Genomic DNA, 20734 nt, shown 5'->3' on the forward strand with positions numbered 1-20734 from the left:
AACGTCACCGGCTCGCTCACCTGACCTCGCGCACAGCCGCGGCCCCGGGCACGTGCCCGGGGCCGCCTTCTCATTGCAGCGCAACGATTTTGGATGCGAGAAACCTGGCGGCTCAAGCCTCGACGTGCCCGAGCACCGCGTCGAGGAGCCCGGGGAAGGCCGCGTCGACCTCCTTGTGGCGCAGCGTGTTCATGCGGGAGGTGCCGACGTAGCGCTGGTGGATGAGCCCGGCCTCGCGCAGCACGTTGAAGTGGTGGGTCGCGGTGGACTTGCTCACGGCGATGTCGAAGGTCCCGCAGGCGCGGTCCTCCCCGGAGTCGTAGAGCTCGCGCAGGATGACGCGCCGCACCGGGTCCGCGAGGGCCTCGAGCACCTGCTGGAGCGGCACGTCGCCGACCTCCGGGTGCGCGGGCGCCCGCCGCCGCTCCTGCTCCGCCGTTCCCATGTGACCTCCCCGGTTCATTGTTCGATCCCCATCGAAGTATGATCATGATCGAACTTCGATGATGATCGTACTTTAGCGGTGAAGGAGCTGGACATGGCCAAGACGGTACGCTTCCACGAGTACGGCGGTCCCGACGTGCTCCGCGTCGAGGACGCCCCGGTGGGCGAGCCCGGCCCGGGGGAGGCGCTGGTGCGGATCGAGGCCGTGGGCCTGAACCGCGCCGAGGCGCTGTTCCGCAGCGGCGTGTACATCGAGCGGGCGCGCTCGTTCCCGGCCCGGCTCGGCGCCGAAGCCGCCGGCGTCATCGAGGCACTCGGCGACGATACCGCCGGTTTCCTTGCGGGCCAGGCGGTCAGCGTCATCCCGACCTTCTCGATGAACGACTACGGGGTGTACGCCGAGCGCGCCGTCGTCCCGGTCGCCTCGCTCATCGCCCGGCCCGACTCGGTCGACGCCGTCGAAGGCGCGGCCGTGTGGATGCCCTACCTCACGGCCTACGGCGCGCTGGCCCAGGTCGGCGGCATCCGGCCCGGGGACACCGCCGTGATCACCGCGGCCTCCAGCAGTGTGGGGCTCGCCGCGATCCAGATCGCGAACCGCCTTGGCGCCGTGCCGATCGCCACCACCCGTTCGCAGTCCAAGAAGGACGCGCTCCTCAAAGCCGGTGCGGCCGAAGTGGTCGTTACCGACGAGGAGGACGTGACGGCGCGGATCCTCGACCTCACGGGCGGGCGGGGCGCCGAGTTCGCCTTCGACGCCGTCGCCGGTCCCGGCGTCACCGCGCTCGCGAAGGCCGTCGCGCCCGACGGGATCCTGTTCCTCTACGGCGCGCTCTCGGGTCAGCCGACGCCGTACCCGGGCTTCGACCTCGGCATGCCCGCGCTGAACATGCGCACGTTCCTGGTGCACGAGACGACCCGGGACGCCGACCGGCTGCGCAGGGCCGCCGCGTTCATCGCCTCGGGCCTGCGGGACGGCGCGTTCACGCCCACGGTCGACCGCGTGTTCGCCCTCGACGCCATCGCCGAGGCCCACCGCCACATGGAGGGCGGGGCCCAGTTCGGGAAGCTCGTCGCCGTCCCGTAGGGATGTAACGGGAGAGTCCCGTGGGGGCGTAGCGAGAGTCCCGTGGGGACGTAGCGGAAGAGTCTGTGGGGACTTAGCGGTGAGTCCCGCAGGGGTCTAGCGGGTCGACTCGCGGACCTTGAGCTCGTATGGGGCGGTGTGGTCTTCCGGGGGCCGGCTCGGGTCCTCGAGGCGGGAGGCGATGAGCTCCACCGCCTTCTCGGCCATCCAGCGGTGGCCCGGTGCGACGGTGGTCAGCGAAGGGGTGAGGAACTCGCAGACGGAGATGTCGTCGAAGCCGACCACGCGCACGTCCTCGGGGCAGCGCATGCCGAGGTCGGCGAGGCCGCGCATGACGCCGATCGCCACGGAGTCGGTGATCGCGACGACGCCGTCGAACTCGACGCCCGCCTCGTGGAGGTCGTGCACCGCCCGGCGGCCGGTCTCCTGGCCCATGCCCGAGAGGCACACCAGCGCCGGGTCGACGGGGATTCCGGCCGCCTTCAACGCCTCCGTGTAGCCCCGGTAGCGGCGCGAGCCCACGTGCACGCCTTCGAGGCTCCACCCGGTCACATTGGCGATCCTGGTGCAGCCGCGCTCGATGAGGTGCTCGGTGGCCGCGCGCGACCCGGCCTCGTTGTTCATGCCCACATGGTCGATGGCCTGCCCGTAGTCCCGTTCGCCGAGCATCACGATGGGGAAGTCGGCCCACGCGTGGGCCTGCTCCCGCGGGTCGAGGATCACCGCACTGATGATGAGCCCGTCGAACTGCAGCCGGTGCGACTGCGAGATCGCCTCGGCCTCGCCCTCGGCGGCCGCCCCGGTCTGCTCGATGGCCACGTGGAAGCCCTTGGCGGCGGCCGCGGCGATCACGTGTTCGCCGAGCACCCCGAAGTACGGCTGGTCGACGCCGGGCACGGCGAGGCCGATGACCCCGGTGCGGCCGGCCTTGAGCGTGCGGGCGTTGACATTGAGGCGGTAACCGGACTGCTGGACGGCTTCGAGCACGCGCCGGCGCACGGGGTCGCTCACCCCGGGCCGGTTGTTGACCACATTGGACACCGTCATCTTCGACACCCCGGCCAGCCGCGCCACGTCGCTCATCGTCACCATCGGTTACCGCCTCTCATGTCGCCGCCTATCTTCCCATCATCCGAGCGGCCGCACGACGGCCGTCGCGAACGACCACGGGGGCAGCTCCAGGTCGAAGCCGCCGTCGCCCTCCACACGGGAGTCCGCCGGGGTCACCGGCGAGGCCTCGTGCGGGCGCCCTTCGTCGGGGCCGGCGCCCGCCAGGAGCCGCACGTCGGCGGCGACCGGGCCGGTGCCGTCCGGCACCGCCACCGCGGCCGTGCGCGCGGTCGCGGTGGCGTTGACCAGCCGCACCACGTACTCGCCAGTGCCGTTCGAAAGCGGGTCGCGGGAGAGCACCCCGGCGACGACCCGCTGCTCAGGACGGAGGTCCTGCTCGTAGTCGTGCCGCAGCTCCCCGTCGACCCAGACCTGGACGCGCGGGCCGTCGAGGCGGATGCGCACCCGCAACGGCTCGCCGGTCCGGATGCCCCGCCACGGGAGCGGGCCGTCGTCGTTCTCGCCGATCCCGTCGTCGCTGCGGGCCACCGCGGTGGACTTGTTCTGCCAGCCGCCGATGTTCACCGCCAGGTGGCTCTGGGGCGCTTCGGGACCGAGGACGACGGTGAAGCCCTCGATGCCGTCCTGCTGGACCGCCTCGAACTCCAGCTCTGCGGCGCCCGGGTCGATGCCGCCGAGGAGCACGCCCTCGCCGTCGGCGCGGGTGATCACGTCGGGCAGCCGGTGCCCGTCGAGCCGCACATCGGTGAAGGCGACGGTGGCGCGGTCGGAGCGCAGCAGCGCCCGGCCCTGCCTCGGCAGCACCACCGGAACCGGCTGCACGCCTTCGAGTTCCACCGCGTGCACGCGCGTCCCGCGCTCGGAGCCGAACATCTGCTGCACGTGGTAGGACGCGCTCGGCAGGACCTCGTCGGCGTTGAAGTAGATGAGGTCCGGCGTCCACTGCGTGTGCCCCGCCCGCGCCAGCAGCGGCGCGTACGAGGCCAGCCTGACCACCTCGGGGCGGCGCTCGAGGCCGATCATGTACGCCGCCTCGGCCAGCGCCGAGCGCACGGTGTTCGATCGCGCCGCGTACTCGCCGATGTAGACCTTCGCCTCGTCCGGGTCGTAGGCCTGGTACCGGTCGATGTTCTGGTGGAACCAGCGGGGGATCTGGTAGCCGTGCTCGTCGACCATCGGGGTGCCGCGCTCGCGCGCGTACGCCCATCCGGCCTCGTAGTCGGGCCCGAACGGCTGGGGACCGGAGGTGCCGATGACCGTGATCTCCGGGTGCGCCGCGCGGACGGCGTCCTCGATGCGCGCGTAGCGGTCCCGGAAGTCGTCGGTGATCTGGTCCTCGTTGCCGATGCCGAGGTAGCGCACCCCGAACGGCTCGGGGTGGCCGAGCTCGGCCCGCTTCGCGCCCCAGGGAGTGTCGGTGCCGCCGTTGGCGAACTCGACGAGGTCGAGCACGTCCTGGATGTAGTCGTCCATGTCGGACTCGGGGATCGGGTGCGGACCGCCGGGGGAGTTCTGGCAGCACACGCCCGCCGCGACGATCGGGACCGGCGTCGCGCCGGTCGCCAGGCACAGCTCGAAGTACTCGACGTACCCGATCTGGCGCGACTGGTGGTAGCCCCAGACGTTGCGGATCTGCTCGCGCTCGTGGCGCGGCCCGATCGTGCGCTTCCAGTGGTACATGTTGTCGAGCCCGTACCCGTGGGCGAGGCACCCGCCGGGGAAGCGGATGAAGCTGGGCTTCAGGTCCTGCAGCGCCGCAAGGAGGTCAGGCCGGAAGGTCAGCGGCTCGCCGTCGGTCCCTATGGGCCGCAAGGAGACCGCGTCGACGTCGACGGTCGCGCCCGCCGGGACGGCGAGGCGCAGCTCGCCGCGGCCGACGGCCGCGGCCTCCAGGTCGAGCTCCACGCGCTGCCAACCGCCCGCCTCGACGGCGAGGTCGCCGACTGCCGCGCCGCCGCTCGCCTGCACCTCGATGGCGGTCGGCGCGTCGGTACGGGCGAACAGCGACAGGCGCATCCGCCCTCCTGCGCTCGCTCGCACGCCGTCCCAGCCGCCGTTCGCGATCGCGGCCGGGCCGGTCAGGCGCGCATAGTGCTCGTTGTTCGGGTGGAGCGGCGCTTCGGTGCGGACCTCGACCACGCCCGTGGTCGTCCAGCCGGTGAGCGCGTGCCAGCCCTCCCGGTCGGCCTCGTTGAACTCGAAGTCGCCGTTGCGGACCAGTTCGGCGTTGAGTCCGCCGTCGAGGGCGTCGTTCAGATCCTCGATGAACAGGCCCCACAGGTCGGGGGCCGCGGGGGGGGGCCGGGGGGGCGCGCCGGGGGGGGGGGGGGGGGCGCCCGCGGGGGGGGGGGCCCGGGGGGGGCTCGGCGCCAGGGGCGCCGACGCGGACGGTGAAGCGCTCGCTCACGCGAGGGCGCCAGCAACGGTGACGAAGGAGTGCGCGGGCAGGTGCACGCGCAGCTTCGAGCCGTCGAGCGTCACGCCGTCGTGCTTCTGCGGCGCAACGGCCTCCAGCTGCTCCGGCGTGTTGTGGCTCTGCAGCGTGTCGGCGGTGAGGATCAGCGACTCGAGGTCGCCGAGGCCGCCGCCGCGCAGGTCGATCTCGACGTCCTGCGCCGCACCAGCGTCCAGGTTGGACAGCGAGACGAGCAGGCGGCCGTCCTTGCGGGAGGCCGAGACCGAGACCGTGGCCAGTTCCTTGCCGTCGACCTCGCGGGTGGGGACGCCCGCCGGGGTGTCCACGCGCAGCGACGCGGCGTCCTGGTGGCCCTTGTTCATCTGGAACACGTGGTAGGTCGGCGTCAGCACCAGCGCGCCCGAGTCGGGGTCGGTGAGGATCATCGCCTGCAGCACGTTCACCGTCTGCGCGATGTTCGCCATGATGAGGCGGTCGGCGTGCTTGTGGAAGATGTCGAAGTGGAGGCTCGCCACGAGCGCGTCGCGCATCGTGTTCTGCTGGTACAGGAACCCGGGGTTGGTGCCGGGCTCGACGTTCCACCACGTGCCCCACTCGTCCATGACGATCCCGATCTCCTTCTTCGGGTCGTACAGGTCCATGACGTTGGCGTGGCCGGTGAGCAGTTCGTCGGTGCGGTTGGCCTTGAGCATCGTCGTGTAGTACTCGTCGTCGGTGAAGACGGTCGCCGCGCCCTTGTCGTTCCAGTCGCCCGCGATCGTGTAGTAGTGGATCGAGAGGGCCTGGTAGAGCGGGCGCTCGACGCGCTGGCAGCCGAGGTGGCTCAGCTGCTTCATGAGGGTCTCGGTCCAGCCGTAGTCGGCGTCGGCGGCACCGGCGGCGATGCGGTAGAGCTTGTTGTCGCCGTAATTGCGGCAGTAGGTGGCGTACTTGCGGGCGTCCATCGCGTACTGCTCGGCGGTCATGTTGCCGCCGCAGCCCCAGGTCTCGTTGCCCAGGCCCCAGAACTTGACCTTCCAGGGCTCCTCGCGGCCGTTCTGCTTGCGCAGGCGCGCCATCGGCGAGTCGCCCTCGCGGGTGATGTACTCGACCCACTCGCTCATCTCGCGGACGGTGCCGGAGCCGACGTTGCCGGAGATGTACGGTTCGGTCTCCAGGAGCTCGCACAGGTCCATGAACTCGTGGGTGCCGAAGTGGTTGTTCTCCTCGACGCCGCCCCAGTGGGTGTTGACCATGACGGCGCGGTCCTCCTTGGGGCCGATGCCGTCCATCCAGTGGTACTCGTCGGCGAAGCAGCCGCCGGGCCAGCGCAGGTTGGGGATGTCGAGGGCGCGGAGGGCCTCGACGACGTCGAGGCGGATGCCGCGCACGTTGGGGATGTCGGAGTCCTCGCCGACATAGAAGCCGCCGTAGATGCAGCGTCCCAGGTGCTCGGCGAAGTGGCCGTACACGTGCTTGCTGATCTTGGGGCCTTCGATGTCGACGTTGATGACGGCGGACACGGCGTCGGTGCTCATGGGGTGCCTTCCTGGCGAATGGACCGGTGTACGGGATCTTTATCGGTAAAGCGCGGTTCACTCTACCCGGTCGCACACCCGCCGTGTCAATACCGCCGCGCACCTGAATCCTCAGCGTCCCGCGCAATGAGCACCAGCCGACACCCATGGACACCAGAGGGGTTTCTGTGATTCCATGCGGCATGGCCCCTCTCATGGAATTCCTCTACTTCCCCCTGTTCACGATCGCCGGAGTCCCCACCACCCTCGCCGAAGGCCTCGCCTTCGTCACGGGGGCGCTGTGCGTCTGGCTCGTCGCCCGCCAGCACCTCGCCAACTGGGGCATCGGCATCGCGAACTGCCTGCTCTTCATCCTGATCTTCACCGACAGCGGCCTCTACGCCGACGCCGGACTCCAGCTCGTCTTCATCGCCCTCGGCGTCTACGGCTGGTGGAACTGGGTGCAAGGCGGCGGCCGCGCCGACACCCTGCCGGTGAGCCGCACCGGCCGCATGGAGTGGCTCGCCCTCGCCGGCGCCGGGCTCGTCGGACTCACCGGCATCACGCTGCTCCTGAGCGCCGCCACCGACTCGAACGTGCCCTTCTGGGACGCCCTCACCACCGTGCTCTCGCTCCTGGCCACCTACGGCCAGTGCCGCAAGCGCGTCGAATCCTGGTACCTGTGGATCGCGGCCGACATCGTGTACGTCCCGCTCTACGCGTACAAGGGCCTCTACCTCACCTCGATCCTCTACATCGGATTCATGGCGCTGTGCGTCATCGGCCTCCGCAACTGGAGGAAGGACCTCGCCGCCCAGGCCGAACCGGTGGGAGCCGCGGCATGACGAAACCCGACCACGGCCTGGTCCTCGGCAAGTTCTACCCGCCGCACGCCGGCCACCACCACCTGATCCGCACCGCCCGGGCCGGATGCGAACGCCTCACCGTGCTCGTCTCCCACGCCACCGTCGAGAACATCCCGCTCGCGACCCGCATGGCCTGGCTCCAGGAGGCCCACCCGGACGCGCGCGTCATCGGCACCGTCGACGACGTCCACATGGACCTCCACGACGAGGCGATCTGGCAGGCCCACGTCGACATCTTCAAAGCGGCCGTGCCCGAGCGGATCGACGCGCTCTTCACCTCCGAGTCCTACGGCCCGGAACTGGCCCGCCGCCTCGGCGCCGCCCACGTCGAAGTCGACCAGGACCGCGGCGCGTTCCCCATCTCCGGCACCAAGGTCCGGGCCGACCCGGCCGGGAGCTGGGACTACCTCGAAGGCCCCGTCAGGGCCGGCCTCGCCCTGCGCGTCGTCGCCCTCGGCGCCGAATCCACCGGCACGACCACCATCGCCGAGGCGCTGGCGGACCACTACCGGGGGCGCGGCGGCGTCTGGTCCCTCACGCAGTGCGCGGGGGAGTACGGGCGCACGTTCAGCGAGGAGCGGCTGCTCGCCCTGCAGGCCGAGCGCCCGGACGCGACCTGGGCCGACGTCCGGTTCGCGACCGAGGACTTCCCGGTGATCGCCGAGCGGCAGCTCGAACTCGAGGAGCGGGCGGTGCGCATCGGCGGGCCGGTCCTGTTCTGCGACACGGACGCCTTCGCGACGGGCATCTGGCACGAGCGCTACATGGGCGGGCGCAACCCGGCGATCGACGAGGTCGCGGACCGGGTCGCGCACGACCTCTACCTGCTCACCGACCACGAGGGCGTCCCGTTCGAGGACGACGGCCTCCGCTCGGACGAGCACCTGCGCCCGTGGATGACCGCCCGCTTCGCGGCGGAGCTGGAGCGCACCGGCCGCCGCTACGTGACACTCCGAGGGCCGCACGAGCAGCGCCTCAAGCACGCGGTCGAGGCCGTCGACGCCCTCATCGAGGGCGGCTGGCGGTTCACGCAGCCGCTCCCCGAGTACCGCTGAACGGCGCGCGGGGAGCGGCTTCCCGCGTCAGACCTCGATGTGGGAGCCGACGATGATCGTGCGGTCCCGCGGGAGCTGGAAGTGCTCGGCCGCATCGGAGGTGATGTGCGAGGTGGCGATGAACAGGTGCTTGCGCCAGGTCGCCATGGTCGGCTCGGGGCCGCAGCGCAGCTGGATCGTGGAGAGGAAGTAGGTGGCCTTCTCCAGCCGCAGCTTCCGCCCCTCGGCCTGCGCCGGGCTCACGAGCCGCAGCGCGCGCGGCACGTCGGGGGTCTCGGCGTAGCCGAAGCGGGCGGTCACGTGGATGACCGAGTCCTGGCAGTCGCCCAGGTCGTCGACGACGATCCGCTCCTCGTCGGGCACGCGCGGCACCGGTTCGGTCTGGACCGCGAGGACGATGGTCTGCGCGTACCGGGCGTGGTTGAGCTCCAACGCGGCCCGCAGGGCCAGCGGCGCGGTGTCCTTGCCACGCCCCAGGTACACCCCGGTGCCGGGCACTTGGGCGGCCTTCGGTTCGCCGCGGCGCATCTTCTCGACGAACTCGCGCAGCGGACCCTCGCGGCGCTCCCGCTCGTCCGAGACCACCTGCCGCCCGCGCTTCCACGTGATCATCACGGTGAACGCGGTGAGGCCGATGAGCAGCGGCAGCCACGCGCCGTGGACGATCTTCGTGCTGCTCGCGGCCAGGAAGGTCACGTTGATCGCCAAGAGCAGGCCGCCGCCGGACGCGAGGATCCACAGCGGGGTGTTCCAGCGCTTCCTGGCGAGGTAGAGGAAGAGGATCGTGACGATGACGATCGTGCCGATCACTGCCATGCCGTAGGCGAACGCCAGCGACTCCGAGGTGCGGAACGCGAAGACCAGGGTCAGCACGGAGACCATGAGGAGCCAGTTGATCCACGGCACGTAGATCTGGCCGTAGTGGTGCTCGGAGGTGTGCGCGACCCGCAGGCGCGGCAGGTAGCCGAGCTCGGAGGCCTGCGCGGCCACGGAGAAGGCGCCGCTGATGACGGCCTGGGAGGCGATCACGGTCGCCGTCGCGGCCAGGACCAGCAGCGGGATGCGCCCCCACTCGGGTGCGAGGAGGAAGAAGGAGCCGGAGATGTTGCCGGTGTCGTCGAGGATGAGCGCGCCCTGGCCCATGTAGTTGAGCAGGAGCGCGGGGAAGACCATGAACAGCCAGGCCCGCGAGATCGGCTTGCGCCCGAAGTGGCCCATGTCCGCGTACAGCGCCTCGGCGCCGGTGAAGGTCAGGATGACCGCGGCGAGGGCGAAGAATGCGATGTGGAAGTGGCCGAACAGGAAGTCGATCGCGTAGGTGGGGGAGAGGGCGCGGAGGATCTCGGGGTTGCGGGTGATGCCGCCCAGGCCGAGCACGGCGAGCGCCGTGAACCAGGCGATCATGATCGGGCCGAACCAGCGGCCGATGACCGCGGTGCCCTTGCGCTGGAACGCGAACAGCAGCACGATGATCACGGCGGTGGCGGGGATGATGAACGTCTCGAGGTCGGGGTTGACCGTCTTGATGCCTTCGACCGCTGAGAGGACCGAGATCGCGGGGGTGATCATGCTGTCGCCCAGGAACAGGGCGGCGCCGAAGATGCCGAGACCGGCGAGGAAGAACCCGGTCTTGCGGCCGCGCCCCTCGCTGTGGCGGCGGATCAGGGTGATGAGGGCCATGATGCCGCCCTCGCCGTCGTTGTCGGTGCGCATCGCGAAGCCGACGTAAAAGATGGTCACGATGAGCATGAGCGACCAGAAGATCAGCGAGATGATGCCGTAGACGTTGTCGATGGTGACGGGCACCGGGTGGGGGTCGGCGGGGTTGAAGATTGTCTGCAGCGCGTAGATGGGGCTGGTCCCGATGTCGCCGTACACGATGCCGAGGGCGCCGACGACGAGTGCGAGCCGCGTCGCGCCGCCGGCGGAGGTTCTTCGCGGGTCGTTCGTCGGGGGTGCGAGGCCGGGGCCGGCGGGTACTGCGGTGCTCTGAGCGGTCACGGGTGTCAAGCTCCTTTCGCAGGCGGATGCTAGTCCCTGGAAAGGGTCGAAAACGGATTCGCGACGACTCCTCGCAAATTCATACGTTTTCTTGACGCCGATTGCGCCGCTGCATACGCCCTGTTGACGGCCGCGAACGCCGCAATCGAATGTCAGACATCGACATGAATCAATGCTTGACCCGAGGTCGGGCCGGTGTCATACTTTGGGCGGATGTTAGCGCTTCCATCTTCCTGCTCCCTCACGCGTGCACCACGCACGAGATAGGCCGGCCCATGAACGCCGCATCCTCCCTCCACGCCCCGCCCCGGCGGGGGCGCCCCCTCCGCAGGCTCCTGTTCTCGATCCTCGCCACGCTCGTCCTCGTGCCCGTCATCGCCCTCGCCGACGCGGCGCCCGCCGCCGCGAACACCAGCGGGTTCCGCGGCTTCAACTGGGCCATGCTGGGCGACAACTTCAACGACGGCCCGCTCGTCCTCGACGGCCTGAGCCAGTCCGACAGCTACGACACCGTCCGCGCCAAGGCCGCCGCGGTGTACAGCGACATGGACACCCTCATGGGCGCCAACACGATCCGGCTGCCCGTCAACACCCACACCGTCGGCACGGCCTGGTGGAACGCGTACTCCGCGACCATCGACGAGGCCACCGCGCGCGGCTTCAAGGTCATCCTCGCCTACTGGGAGGACGGCGCCGCCTCGGGCGGGCGCATCACCAACATGACCGCGTTCAACACCATGTGGAACACCGTGGTCGCCAAGTACGGCTCCAACAGCCTCGTCTACTTCGAGCCGATGAACGAGCCGCACGGCTACAGCGCCGGCGACTGGGCGAACGTCGCCGCCGCCTGGGTCAGCTCCCGCCCCTCCGTTCCCAAGGGCCGCATCCTCATCGACGGCTCGGGCTTCGCGCAGGACGTCAAGCCGCTGTGCGCCGACAGCCGCCTCAACGGCACGCTCCTCTCCTACCACCACTACGCCTTCTTCTACGGCGACCACGACTACGCCTGGTGGGTCCAGAGCTTCAAGAACGGCGTCGGCAACTGCGCCTCCCGCACGGTGCTGACCGAGTACGGCTCGCCGATGGACAACGGCCTGAACTACGCCGACGCGGCGAGCAGCCAGAACTTCGTCCGGTACCTGCGCGGCATCACCGACGCCCAGCGCGAGCTCGGCATGGGCTCGACCTACTGGCCCGCCCTCGGCGGCAAGCTCACCGGCACCTCGGGCTACGACTGGTACTCCATGTTCGCGAAGAGCGGCAGCGGCACCGACATCAACCTGGCCCTCCGCAACCGCTCCGGCGCCGACCGGATCCTCCACGGCTGGGGAGAAGGGGGCGGCGGCGGCCAGGTCACCGACATCGTCAGCCGCGTCTCCGGCAGGTGCGTCGACGTCGTGAGCGGCTCCACCGCCGACGGCGCCGAGATCATCCAGTACGACTGCCACGGCGGTGTGAACCAGCAGTGGGAGCTGCGCGACGCCGGCGGCGGCTACGTCCAGATCGTCTCCCGGGCCTCCGGCAAGTGCCTCGACATCAGCGGCGTCTCCACCGCCACCGGCGCCCGCGCCATCCAGTGGACCTGCGGCAGCGGCACCAACCAGCAGTGGCAGGTGCGCGACGCGGGCGGGTACGTCCAGCTCGTCGCCCGCCACTCCGGCAAATGCCTCGAGGTCATCAACGGCGCCACCGCCAACGGCACCCGCCTCCAGCAGGCCGACTGCACCACCGCCACCAGCCAGCACTGGACCCTCTGAGGGCGCGCGGGCGGGGCGGGGGGGGGGCCGCCCCCCCCCCCCCCCCCCCGGGGGGGGGGGGGGCGCCGGGGGCGGCCCCCCGCCCCCCGCCCCGACCCGGTTTTCGGGCGCACGAACCTGAATGAATACGCCTATGAGGACCCTCGGCGTTGCCTGCCAGTCGAAAAGGGAACGAACTCCACAACAGGGCATGAGGCGGTGCGCAGGCGGCGAGCCGGGGCATATAACTACGGGCAAGGATCTACCGAGAGGTGACCATCATGTCCTCCTTCAAGCGCACCGCAGTCGTCGTCGCATCGGCCGCCGCAGTGCTCCTCCCCGCGACCGCCGCCGCCGCGGACGACCCCGAGATCCCCGCCGAGGGCTGGGAGTACTCCGAGCTCTGGGACGGTGTGAACGACGAGTACACCGCCGAGGCGAACGAGGAGATCGACGAGCTCCTCGAGGACTCCTTCGAGGACTGGAGCTTCGACAACTCGCTGCCGACCCTCCGCCTCCAGAACTACTACATCGACGGCGGCAACGAGACGCCGGTGCAGCGCAAGTTCCGCACCGACTACTACGTCGACCAGACCGGCGAGGGCTTCGAAGTGGCCCTCTACCTGCCCGGCGGTGTCGCGACCGGCGTCCAGGACCTCACCGGCGGCGCGGACCTCGACATGCACTACCTCCTCCACTGCCACGAGAGCGACACCGACTGCGGTGAGGAGAAGCGCAAGGACGGCTCGCTCGTCGCCTGGACGACCGACGGCACCTATGTGGAGGCCGCCGTGTTCCACCGCGACGGCTCCGTCGCCACCGTCTGGTGGGGCCTTCCCAACGGCGACCTCGCCGTGACCACCGAGGAGATCATCGCCCTCGCCACCGAACTCGAGACCGACCCGGTGTGGGACGCGCTCGAGGCCGACGGCGACGCCTGATCCGACGCGATCGACGACGGCCCCGCCTTACGGCGGGGCCGTTCGACGTGCGCCCCCCGCGAGGGGCGGGGCCGGTCCGGACGCCGAGGACGGCGGCATGCCCGCGGCCGCATCGGGCGTCCAGGCCGATCGGCATGATGCCGATTGGGCTACCAGGAGATCGCCGACTTCGCGTGAGGCCGGGGCGCGACTGCGACCCGGCCTCACGAGGGCTACGCCTGGAGGTAGTCCTGGGCGTTGTCGAGGTGGCCCTGCATGGCGTCCCGCCAGGCGACCAGGTCGGTCTCGATCGGCTGGTACGCCTCGACGAGCATGGCGGCCCAGGCCTCCTCGACAGCCATCCGCAGGCCGCTCTCCTGGCCGCAGGCCGCGAAGTCGACGGCCATGGCGCGTTCGAGCTCGAGCACGCCCATGAAGTCGGCCGGGACCTCCTCAGGCCCTTCGGGGACCTCCAGGCCCTCCTCGCCGAACTCCTCGAAGTGGTCCGGGTCGTACATCGCGCCGAAGTACTCCCACAGCGGCGGATAGAAGCTCTCGCCGAGCTCCCAGCCCTCGTACCCGGCGTCGACGAGGCAGCTCTCGAACGCGTCCACCTCGTCGCGGACGGCATCGAGCAGCGCGCTGAAGTCCTCGAACTCGCCGAGCGCGAACAGCGGGCTCGGCTCGTGGGTCTCGGGGTACTGGCCGCCCTCTTCGCCGTCCTCCCCTTCGTAGGTCACCATGAAGGGCTCGCCGTACATGGTTTCGACCATCTGGAGCCAGCAGCCGCCCAGCGGGGCCTCGGGGTCGGGCTCGGGGCCCTTGATGCCCTCGTCGACGGCGGGCGAGCCCGTATAGGCCTCGATCCACTCGGCGTGGTACTCGTCGTCCTCGGCGTCCCATTCGCTCGTGTCCATCCCCATGTCCTCGGTGTCGAGGATGCCGAAGGCGGTCATCGCCTCAGGGGTGAGCAGCTCCTCGGCCAGGTCCTCGTTGCCGGGGTTGCGCACGAACTCGGCCCACACGCCGAAGCCCCACGCCTCGGCCGCCTCGGCGGTCGGCACGGCCCTGAGCGGCGCGGCGGAGAGGTAGCCGCCCGCGCTGTACGCGGCGGTGTGCGACTCCTGGAACTCCATCGGGTCGTGGACGGTGAAGCCCTCGTCCTCCAAGCAGCGCTTGGCGACGCGGTGCTCGATCGCCGTGAGCTCGTCGGTGATCGCCTGGCTCTCGTTGACGATCTGGTGGAGCCGCTCGGCCTCGGCGACGGCGTCGGGCCCCGGCTCCACGGTGCCGCCGACGGTTTCCGGAGCGCCCTCGGCGCTGCAGGCCGCGGCGGCGAGCAGGCCGCAGGCGACGGCGAGCGAGGTGAGCGCCCGGCCTGTTCTGTGTCGCATTGATCGTGGTCCTCTCGATGGGGATGTCGGTTGCGGGTAATACCGCCGCCGGGGCGCGACGGTTGTCAGCGGCCCCCGGTGTGAGCAGCGCCTCCCATATTTCGGAATAGTCCTTGTCCCAGGACCGTTAAGGTAGATGCAAACGCATGAAGATTGGACCGCTGCGGCGGGGAGAGCAGGGAATACCATGCAGTTCGGTGTCTTCTCAGTCAGTGACATCACGCGCGACCCGGTCTCGGGGGAGACGCCGACCGAGGCCGAGCGGATCGACGGCATCCTCAAGATCGCCGTCAAGGCCGAAGAGGTCGGCCTCGACGTCTTCGCCATCGGCGAGCACCACAACCCGCCGTTCTTCTCCTCCTCGCCCACCACGCTGCTCTCCCACATCGCCGCCCTCACCGAGCGGCTCATCGTCACCACCGCGACGACCCTGATCACCACCAACGACCCGGTGCGCATCGCCGAGGAGTACGCGATGCTCCAGCACCTCTCCAAGGGCCGCATGGACCTCATGCTGGGCCGCGGCAACACCGCCCCGGTCTACCCCTGGTTCGGCCAGGACATCCGCCAGGGCCTGCCGCTCGCGCTCGAGCACTACAACCTCCTGCACCGGCTGTGGCGCGAGGACGTCGTGGACTGGGAGGGCGAGTTCCGCACCGCGCTCCAGGGCTTCACCTCGACGCCCCGCCCGCTCGACGACGTGCCGCCGTTCGTCTGGCACGGCTCCATCCGCACGCCCGAGATCGCCGAGCAGGCCGCGTTCTACGGCAACGGCTACTTCGCCAACCACATCTTCTGGCCCACCTCGCACTCCAAGCGCCTCGTCGACTTCTACCGCCAGCGCTTCGAGCACTACGGGCACGGCACCCGCAAGCAGGCGATCGTGGGCCTCGGCGGCCACGCCTACATCGCGAAGCGCTCGCAGGACGCGGTGGACGAGTTCCGCCCGTACTTCAACGAGGCCCCGGTCTACGGCCACGGCCCGTCCCTGGAGGAGTTCACCAAGGGCACCCCGCTCTCGGTCGGCAGCCCGCAGGAGGTCATCGACAAGACCCTGACCTTCCACGACGCCTTCGGCGACTACCAGCGCCAGATGTTCCTCATCGACCACGCCGGGATGCCGCTCAAGATGGTCCTCAACCAGCTCGACCTCCTCGGCGAAGAGGTCGTCCCGGTGCTGCGCAAGGAGCTCGCGGCCCGCCGCGACCCCGAGTCGGCCGACGCGCCCACGCACGCGGGCCTCGTGAGGGCGAAGTACGGCGACCGCCCGGCCCGCCAGCCGCGCCCGAACGCCAACCTCGGCGACAACACCGCCGGCGACATGCCGTACCAGGACGACGAGAGCTGAAGGGGGCGACCATGACCCGCAGCAGGAGCCGCCGCGCCAACGAGGCGTGGGAAGCGCTGCTCACCGCGCACGCCTCGCTCATGAAGCGGTTCGCCGCCGAGCCGATCTGGGGCGAGCTGTCGATGCGCGAGTACGACGTCCTCTACACGCTGTCCAAGCACGACGAGCCGCTGCGCCTCTTCGAACTGGGACGCGGCGTGCTGCTCAGCCAGCCCGCCCTGTCCCGGCTCGTCGACCGCCTCGCCGACCGGGGCCTGATCGAGCGCACGCCCGACCCCGAGGACGGGCGCGGCGTCCGCCTCGACCTCACCGAGGCCGGCCGCGAGCGGCAGCGGCGCGTCGGCGGCCGCCACGCCGTCGACGTCGCCCGCGCCGTCACCGCGGCCCTCACCGACGAGGAGATCGCCCTGCTTGAGGCGATCGGCCGTAAACTCGCCGCCCAAGGCGCGGCGACCCCCGCCCAACGCAACCGCCAGGAGGCCGTCCTGTGACCGTCCAGCAGCGCCGATCCGAAGGCGCCCAACCGTTCCACCTGGTCGTCGTCAGCGGCGGCACGAGCGACCCGTCCTCGACGCGGATGCTCGCCGACCGCATCGCCGACCGCGTGCACACCCTCGCCGAGGACCGCGGTGAGCAGGTCGCGACCGACGTGATCGACCTGCGCGAACTCGCCACCGAGATCACGACCGCGATCGTCTCGCAGCTCATGGGCCCCAAGATGGCCCGCGCGATCGAACTGCTCGGCCGCGCCGACGCCGTCGTCGCCAGCGCCCCGGTCTACAAGGCCGCCCCCAGCGGCCTGTTCAGCTCCTTCTTCCACGTCCTCGACAACGACCTGCTCATCGCCAAACCGGTGGTCCTCGCCGCGACCGCCGGCACGGCCCGCCACGCGCTCGTCGTGGACGACCAGATGCGCTCGCTGTTCGCCTACCTGCGGACCATGACCGTGCCGACCTCGGTCTTCGCCGCCACCGAGGACTGGAACTCGAAGGAGCTGGGGGAGCGGATCACCCGCGCCGCTATCGAACTCCTCCTGCTCATGGAGTCCGGCTTCGCCGAGCAGGTCCGCAGCGAGTCCTGGAGGCACTACCAGCACGAATACGGCAGCGCCGGAGGCACGGAGCTCGACATCGACCTCAGCTCCGACCTCATGCGCCTGGCCACCGGCGGCTCCGCCAAGCCGAACCGCAAGGCCTAGCGGACCCCCGTTCTCGGTTCCCGACCAGTATTTTGGAAGGGAGCCGAGAACACTGGAGGCACGATGAGCGACGGCGGCGACGGCGAACTGGTGGACTACTCCGCCGCGGACCTCCCGGTCGAGCACGGCACGGCGGTCGCCGCGGTGTCGGCGGGCCCGCCCGGCGACGACTTCCACGACCTCGTCCTCCCCATACCCCCGGATCTCGCGGGCGAACGCCTCCAGTCCGAGGAGGAGGACCTCGTCGCCCTCACCTGGGTCGAACCCGACACCACCTCCGGGCCCTGAACGCAGCAGTCGCATGCCCGCCCGCGCGGTGCGGCCGATGAATCCCCGACCCCGGTGCAGTCTCAGTACCGGAGACCCGGAGAGGATTCGACATGACCGAACACGCATCGAGCACGACGCGAGCAGCGCGCAAGGCACGGCTGTGGCGCATGATCCACGCCGAGCGGGCGGCGCTGGCCGCCGACCTCGCCGGACTCGGCGAGGAGCGCTGGGCGACGCCGTCGCTCTGCGAGGGCCTGTCGGTGCGCGACGTCCTGGCGCACCTGACCTCCGGTGCGACGATCGGCTGGGCCCGGTGGATGGCCGGGGTCCTCAAGTGCCGCTTCGACTTCGACAAGCAGGTGGTGATGCGCCTGCGGGAGCAGCTCGGCGCTGACCCGGAAGAGACGCTGGCGCGGTTCGGCCGCGCCGTCCCGAGCACGTCGAGCCCGGTGCCGCTGAAGGCGATGCTCGGCGAGTCGATCGTCCACGGCGAGGACATCCGCCGCCCGCTGGGCCTGCCCCGCACCTATCCGGTCGAGACGATCACGCTCCTCGCCGAGTACTACCGCGGCTCGGACTTCGTGGTCGTCGCCAAGAAGCGGGTGCTCGACCTCCGCCTCGTCGCCACGGACGGCCCGTTCGAGGCCGGCACCGGCCCGCTCGTCTCCGGCCCCACGGTGGCCCTGGTCATGGCCATGACCGGCCGAGCGGCGTTCTGCGACGACCTGGCAGGCGACGGCGTCCCCGTCCTGCGGGAACGCTGCGCGACCATGGGTTGAGAACGCGGCGGGTTGCGAACGCGGCGGCCGTGAAGCCGCCGCGTTCCTCGCTACCGGACCCGGTACGCGGCCACCGCCGCGTCGGTGTCCTCGCCGACCAGTTCCGCGTTGATCTGCGCCCCGGCCATCGCACCCGCCGCGGCGGCGGCGCCGACCTGGGCCATCAGGTCCGTGACGTTGCCCGCGACCCACACGCCGGGGACGTCGGTCCTGCCGAACGGGTCGGCCGGGACGTGCTCGCCCGCGCCCGACGGGTGCTCGACCACGACGAGCCCCAGGTCCTGCAGGAATCCGGCCCGCGCCTCCATTCGCGAGGCCGTGGCCAGCACGGTCCGCGCCACGAACTCGCCGCTCGCCAACCGGACGCCGGTGATGCGCCCGTCCTCCGACTCAATGCGCTCGATCGCGCCATCCACGATCCGGGTGCCGCGCGCCTTCAGCTTCTCGGCCTCCTCAGGCGGCAGGGCCAGCCGGTCGTTGGTGAACACCACCAGGTCGTCGGTCCACTGCCGGAACAGCAGCGCGCCGTGCATCGACATCGGTCCCGTCGCCACGATCCCGATCGGCTGGTCCCGGACCTCCCAGCCGTGGCAGTACGGGCAGTGGATCACGCCCCTGCCCCACTGCTCGGCCAGACCCGGGATCTCCGGCAGCCGGTCCACCAGGCCCGTGGTGACGAGCAGTTTGCGGGCCTTGACCTCCCGGCCGTCGGCCAGCGCGACGGTGAAGCCCTCCTCACCCGCCTTCGCGCCGGTGACGGACCCGTCGACCACGTGCCCGCCGTACTGCCGTACCTCGCCGCGCCCGATCGCCAGCAGCTCGGACGGCGGCATGCCCTCGCGGCCGAGCAGGCCGTGGACGCCCTCGGCCGGGGCGTTGCGCGGTTCGCCCGCGTCGATCACGGCCACCGACCGCCGCGCGCGGGCGAGCATGAGCGCCCCGTTCAGTCCCGCGGCGCCGCCGCCGATCACCACGGCGTCGTACTGTTCCCTCAGTTCATCGGTCACTGCGACCACCTCCGCGCCCCACGGTAAAGGTGCCCCCGTGAAACTGGCAAACATTCTTGCCGATCTGGCAAACTCGAGGCATGGACGACGCGATGGACCAGGCGCTCGGCGCGGTGGGCCCGCGCCTGCGGGCGCTGAGGAAGGCGCGCGAGGCGACCCTCGCGGATCTCTCGGAGCAGACCGGGATCTCCGTGAGCACCCTCTCGCGGTTGGAGTCCGGGGCCCGCAAGCCGACCCTGGAACTCCTGCTGCCCTTGGCGAAAGCCCACAACGTCACCCTCGACGACCTCGTGGACGCGCCGCCCACGGGCGATCCGCGCATCCACATGCGACCGGTGACCCGCCACGGCATGATCCTGCTGCCGCTCACCCGCCGCCCCGGCGGCATCCAGGCCTACAAGCTCATCATTCCCGGCGGCGGCAAGAGCGAGCCGACCCCGCAGGTCCACGAGGGGTACGAGTGGATGTACGTCCTGAACGGGAACCTGCGGGTCGTCCTCGGCGAGCACGACTTCGTGATGAAGCCGGGCGAGGCCGCCGAGTTCGACACGCGCACCCCGCACTGGTTCGGCAACGCCGATGAGCGGTCCGTGGAGTTCCTGAGCCTCTTCGGCAGCCAGGGCGAACGGGCCCACCTGCGCGCCAAGCCCAAAGCCAAGGGCGGCTGAGCGCCGCTCAGGCGAAGGCGTTCACGCCGGTGAGCTCGGCCGAGAACGCCCACAGCCGCTTCGCCTCGTCGGGGTCGACCGCGTGCGGCCGGACGCCCGGTCCGGGCCCCGGGTCGGGGTTCACCGCCGCGACCTCGCAGTCCTCCAGGTAGACCCCGCCGCGGCCGTCCAGCTGCGGTGACACGGCCGCCCAGGTCTGCGTGGCCGCGCCCTGCTCGGGGGTCTTGAAGTGGGCCGGCGGCCGGCCGTGCTCGTCGATCCAGCCGATCTCGCGCTGCTCGGCCTCGCTGAAGTGCCGCTGCAGCGGGGTGAGGATCGCCCCGGGGTGCAGTGTGAACGCCCGGATTCCGGCGCCGCGGGCGAGCCGGTCGAGCTCGACGGCGAAGAGCGCGTTCGCGGTCTTCGACTGCCCGTAGGCCAGCCCGCGGTCGTACTCGGTGGCGAAGTGCGGGTCGTCCCAGCGGATCGCGGACTGGCGGTGGCCGACCGAGGAGACGGACACGACCCGGGCGCCCGCGAGCACCGGCATGAGCCGGTTCACGAGCGCGTAGTGCCCGAGGTGGTTGACGGCGAACTGGAGTTCCCAGCCTTGCGGCGTCCGCGTCTCGGGGCAGGCCATGACGCCCGCGCTGTTGACGAGGACGTCGATCCGCCGTCCGTCGGCGATCCGCCGCTCGGCGAACGTCCGGACGCTGTCGGGGTCGGCGAGGTCGAGGTCGTCCACCTCGGCGCCGTCGATCCCCTCGAGGTGCTTCCTGGCGAGGTCGGGCCGGCGCGCCGGGACGATCACCGTCGCCCCGGCGCGCGCCAGCGCCCGCGTGGTCTCCAGGCCGATACCGGAGTAGCCGCCGGTCACGACCGCGGTCGTCCCGGTCAGGTCGAGTCCGTCGATGACATCGGTTGCGGTGGAACGGTTGTCGAAGCCGGATCCGATCGGTCGCTGCTGTTCGCTCATGCCCCGAATCTACGGCCTGGAGT

19 protein-coding genes are annotated in these 20734 nt (G+C 70.8%); 11 read left to right on the forward strand and 8 right to left on the reverse strand.

What is annotated here, in order from left to right; genetic code table 11:
- Positions 1-112: 112 nt before the first annotated feature.
- Positions 113-445, reverse strand: a complete 333-nt coding sequence (locus O2L52_RS02665) for an ArsR/SmtB family transcription factor (protein ID WP_270113756.1) — start codon at positions 443-445, stop codon at positions 113-115.
- 93 nt (positions 446-538) lie between these two features.
- Between O2L52_RS02665 and O2L52_RS02670 the strand changes: the two genes are divergently transcribed.
- Positions 539-1531 carry a zinc-dependent alcohol dehydrogenase family protein gene (locus O2L52_RS02670; RefSeq protein ID WP_270113757.1) on the forward strand — a complete coding sequence of 331 codons (993 nt, stop codon included), beginning with the start codon at positions 539-541 and terminating at the stop codon, positions 1529-1531.
- A gap of 96 nt (positions 1532-1627) precedes the next feature.
- On the opposite strand, the gene O2L52_RS02675 is transcribed toward O2L52_RS02670, so the two are convergent.
- The 3 genes from O2L52_RS02675 to O2L52_RS02685 form a co-directional block, all read right to left on the reverse strand.
- On the reverse strand, positions 1628-2623 hold the full coding sequence (locus O2L52_RS02675; RefSeq protein ID WP_270113758.1) for a LacI family DNA-binding transcriptional regulator: 996 nt from the start codon (positions 2621-2623) through the stop codon (positions 1628-1630).
- Positions 2624-2659: 36 nt separating this feature from the next.
- A complete protein-coding gene (locus tag O2L52_RS02680; RefSeq protein ID WP_270113759.1) occupies positions 2660-4741 on the reverse strand; it encodes an alpha-L-arabinofuranosidase C-terminal domain-containing protein in 2082 nt (693 codons plus the stop codon).
- Between the two features lie 264 nt (positions 4742-5005).
- Entirely contained in the window at positions 5006-6535 is a 1530-nt protein-coding gene (locus tag O2L52_RS02685) for an alpha-N-arabinofuranosidase (RefSeq protein ID WP_270113760.1), read from the reverse strand.
- A 194-nt stretch (positions 6536-6729) separates the two neighbouring features.
- On the opposite strand from O2L52_RS02685, the gene pnuC reads away from it, so the two are divergent.
- Together pnuC and O2L52_RS02695 are read left to right on the forward strand one after the other, a co-directional pair.
- Complete coding sequence (gene pnuC, locus O2L52_RS02690) at positions 6730-7359, forward strand: nicotinamide riboside transporter PnuC (RefSeq protein WP_270113761.1); 630 nt, start codon at positions 6730-6732, stop codon at positions 7357-7359.
- Positions 7356-8435, forward strand: coding sequence for an AAA family ATPase (locus O2L52_RS02695; RefSeq protein ID WP_270113762.1), 1080 nt, complete (start codon positions 7356-7358; stop codon positions 8433-8435). Before pnuC ends, O2L52_RS02695 begins: the two co-directional genes overlap by 4 nt.
- Positions 8436-8462: 27 nt before the next feature.
- On the opposite strand, the gene O2L52_RS02700 is transcribed toward O2L52_RS02695, so the two are convergent.
- The gene (locus O2L52_RS02700) at positions 8463-10436 is read right to left on the reverse strand and encodes a potassium transporter Kup (RefSeq protein ID WP_270113763.1); all 1974 of its coding nucleotides are present in this window, start codon (positions 10434-10436) and stop codon (positions 8463-8465) included.
- 275 nt (positions 10437-10711) lie between these two features.
- Between O2L52_RS02700 and O2L52_RS02705 the strand changes: the two genes are divergently transcribed.
- Complete coding sequence (locus O2L52_RS02705) at positions 10712-12193, forward strand: RICIN domain-containing protein (RefSeq protein ID WP_270113764.1); 1482 nt, start codon at positions 10712-10714, stop codon at positions 12191-12193.
- Positions 12194-12453: 260 nt separating this feature from the next.
- Positions 12454-13113, forward strand: coding sequence for a hypothetical protein (locus O2L52_RS02710; RefSeq protein WP_270113765.1), 660 nt, complete (start codon positions 12454-12456; stop codon positions 13111-13113).
- 212 nt (positions 13114-13325) lie between these two features.
- Here O2L52_RS02710 and O2L52_RS02715 read toward each other — a convergent pair whose 3' ends face one another.
- Positions 13326-14486 carry a hypothetical protein gene (locus O2L52_RS02715; RefSeq protein WP_270113766.1) on the reverse strand — a complete coding sequence of 387 codons (1161 nt, stop codon included), beginning with the start codon at positions 14484-14486 and terminating at the stop codon, positions 13326-13328.
- 187 nt (positions 14487-14673) lie between these two features.
- Here O2L52_RS02715 and O2L52_RS02720 point away from each other — a divergent pair, with 187 nt between their 5' ends.
- The 5 genes from O2L52_RS02720 to O2L52_RS02740 all read left to right on the forward strand — a co-directional run bounded on the left by O2L52_RS02720 (position 14674) and on the right by O2L52_RS02740 (position 18081).
- Positions 14674-15834 carry an LLM class flavin-dependent oxidoreductase gene (locus tag O2L52_RS02720; RefSeq protein ID WP_270113767.1) on the forward strand — a complete coding sequence of 387 codons (1161 nt, stop codon included), beginning with the start codon at positions 14674-14676 and terminating at the stop codon, positions 15832-15834.
- Between the two features lie 11 nt (positions 15835-15845).
- A complete protein-coding gene (locus O2L52_RS02725) occupies positions 15846-16325 on the forward strand; it encodes a MarR family winged helix-turn-helix transcriptional regulator (protein ID WP_270113768.1) in 480 nt (159 codons plus the stop codon).
- Complete coding sequence (locus tag O2L52_RS02730) at positions 16322-17032, forward strand: CE1759 family FMN reductase (RefSeq protein WP_270113769.1); 711 nt, start codon at positions 16322-16324, stop codon at positions 17030-17032. The genes O2L52_RS02725 and O2L52_RS02730 overlap by 4 nt, the downstream gene beginning before the upstream one ends.
- A gap of 63 nt (positions 17033-17095) precedes the next feature.
- The gene (locus tag O2L52_RS02735; RefSeq protein ID WP_270113770.1) at positions 17096-17320 is read left to right on the forward strand and encodes a hypothetical protein; all 225 of its coding nucleotides are present in this window, start codon (positions 17096-17098) and stop codon (positions 17318-17320) included.
- Between the two features lie 92 nt (positions 17321-17412).
- Positions 17413-18081 carry a maleylpyruvate isomerase family mycothiol-dependent enzyme gene (locus O2L52_RS02740; protein WP_270113771.1) on the forward strand — a complete coding sequence of 223 codons (669 nt, stop codon included), beginning with the start codon at positions 17413-17415 and terminating at the stop codon, positions 18079-18081.
- A gap of 50 nt (positions 18082-18131) precedes the next feature.
- Here the strand turns inward: O2L52_RS02740 and O2L52_RS02745 are convergent, their stop codons facing one another.
- The gene (locus O2L52_RS02745) at positions 18132-19142 is read right to left on the reverse strand and encodes an NAD(P)/FAD-dependent oxidoreductase (protein ID WP_344474051.1); all 1011 of its coding nucleotides are present in this window, start codon (positions 19140-19142) and stop codon (positions 18132-18134) included.
- A 26-nt stretch (positions 19143-19168) separates the two neighbouring features.
- Here O2L52_RS02745 and O2L52_RS02750 point away from each other — a divergent pair, with 26 nt between their 5' ends.
- Complete coding sequence (locus O2L52_RS02750; protein WP_270113773.1) at positions 19169-19756, forward strand: helix-turn-helix domain-containing protein; 588 nt, start codon at positions 19169-19171, stop codon at positions 19754-19756.
- A 7-nt stretch (positions 19757-19763) separates the two neighbouring features.
- Here the strand turns inward: O2L52_RS02750 and O2L52_RS02755 are convergent, their stop codons facing one another.
- Positions 19764-20711 (reverse strand): SDR family NAD(P)-dependent oxidoreductase, encoded by a 948-nt coding sequence (locus tag O2L52_RS02755; protein WP_270113774.1) that lies wholly within the window; start codon positions 20709-20711, stop codon positions 19764-19766.
- Positions 20712-20734: the final 23 nt, after the last annotated feature.

Origin of the sequence: Glycomyces algeriensis, assembly GCF_027622855.1 — a bacterium.
GTDB lineage: Bacteria > Actinomycetota > Actinomycetes > Mycobacteriales > Micromonosporaceae > Glycomyces > Glycomyces algeriensis.

Coding starts and splice junctions, on each gene's coding strand:
- O2L52_RS02670 (WP_270113757.1), top strand. CDS start 539: ATGGCCAAGACGGTACGCTTCCACGAGTACGGCGGTCCCGACGTGCTC.
- O2L52_RS02740 (WP_270113771.1), top strand. CDS start 17,413: ATGACCGAACACGCATCGAGCACGACGCGAGCAGCGCGCAAGGCACGG.
- O2L52_RS02695 (WP_270113762.1), top strand. CDS start 7,356: ATGACGAAACCCGACCACGGCCTGGTCCTCGGCAAGTTCTACCCGCCG.
- O2L52_RS02665 (WP_270113756.1), bottom strand. CDS start 445: ATGGGAACGGCGGAGCAGGAGCGGCGGCGGGCGCCCGCGCACCCGGAG.
- O2L52_RS02710 (WP_270113765.1), top strand. CDS start 12,454: ATGTCCTCCTTCAAGCGCACCGCAGTCGTCGTCGCATCGGCCGCCGCA.
- O2L52_RS02675 (WP_270113758.1), bottom strand. CDS start 2,623: ATGGTGACGATGAGCGACGTGGCGCGGCTGGCCGGGGTGTCGAAGATG.
- O2L52_RS02685 (WP_270113760.1), bottom strand. CDS start 6,535: ATGAGCACCGACGCCGTGTCCGCCGTCATCAACGTCGACATCGAAGGC.
- O2L52_RS02725 (WP_270113768.1), top strand. CDS start 15,846: ATGACCCGCAGCAGGAGCCGCCGCGCCAACGAGGCGTGGGAAGCGCTG.
- O2L52_RS02755 (WP_270113774.1), bottom strand. CDS start 20,711: ATGAGCGAACAGCAGCGACCGATCGGATCCGGCTTCGACAACCGTTCC.
- O2L52_RS02715 (WP_270113766.1), bottom strand. CDS start 14,486: ATGCGACACAGAACAGGCCGGGCGCTCACCTCGCTCGCCGTCGCCTGC.
- O2L52_RS02705 (WP_270113764.1), top strand. CDS start 10,712: ATGAACGCCGCATCCTCCCTCCACGCCCCGCCCCGGCGGGGGCGCCCC.
- O2L52_RS02745 (WP_344474051.1), bottom strand. CDS start 19,142: ATGTTTGCCAGTTTCACGGGGGCACCTTTACCGTGGGGCGCGGAGGTG.
- O2L52_RS02735 (WP_270113770.1), top strand. CDS start 17,096: ATGAGCGACGGCGGCGACGGCGAACTGGTGGACTACTCCGCCGCGGAC.
- O2L52_RS02750 (WP_270113773.1), top strand. CDS start 19,169: ATGGACGACGCGATGGACCAGGCGCTCGGCGCGGTGGGCCCGCGCCTG.
- pnuC (WP_270113761.1), top strand. CDS start 6,730: ATGGAATTCCTCTACTTCCCCCTGTTCACGATCGCCGGAGTCCCCACC.
- O2L52_RS02720 (WP_270113767.1), top strand. CDS start 14,674: ATGCAGTTCGGTGTCTTCTCAGTCAGTGACATCACGCGCGACCCGGTC.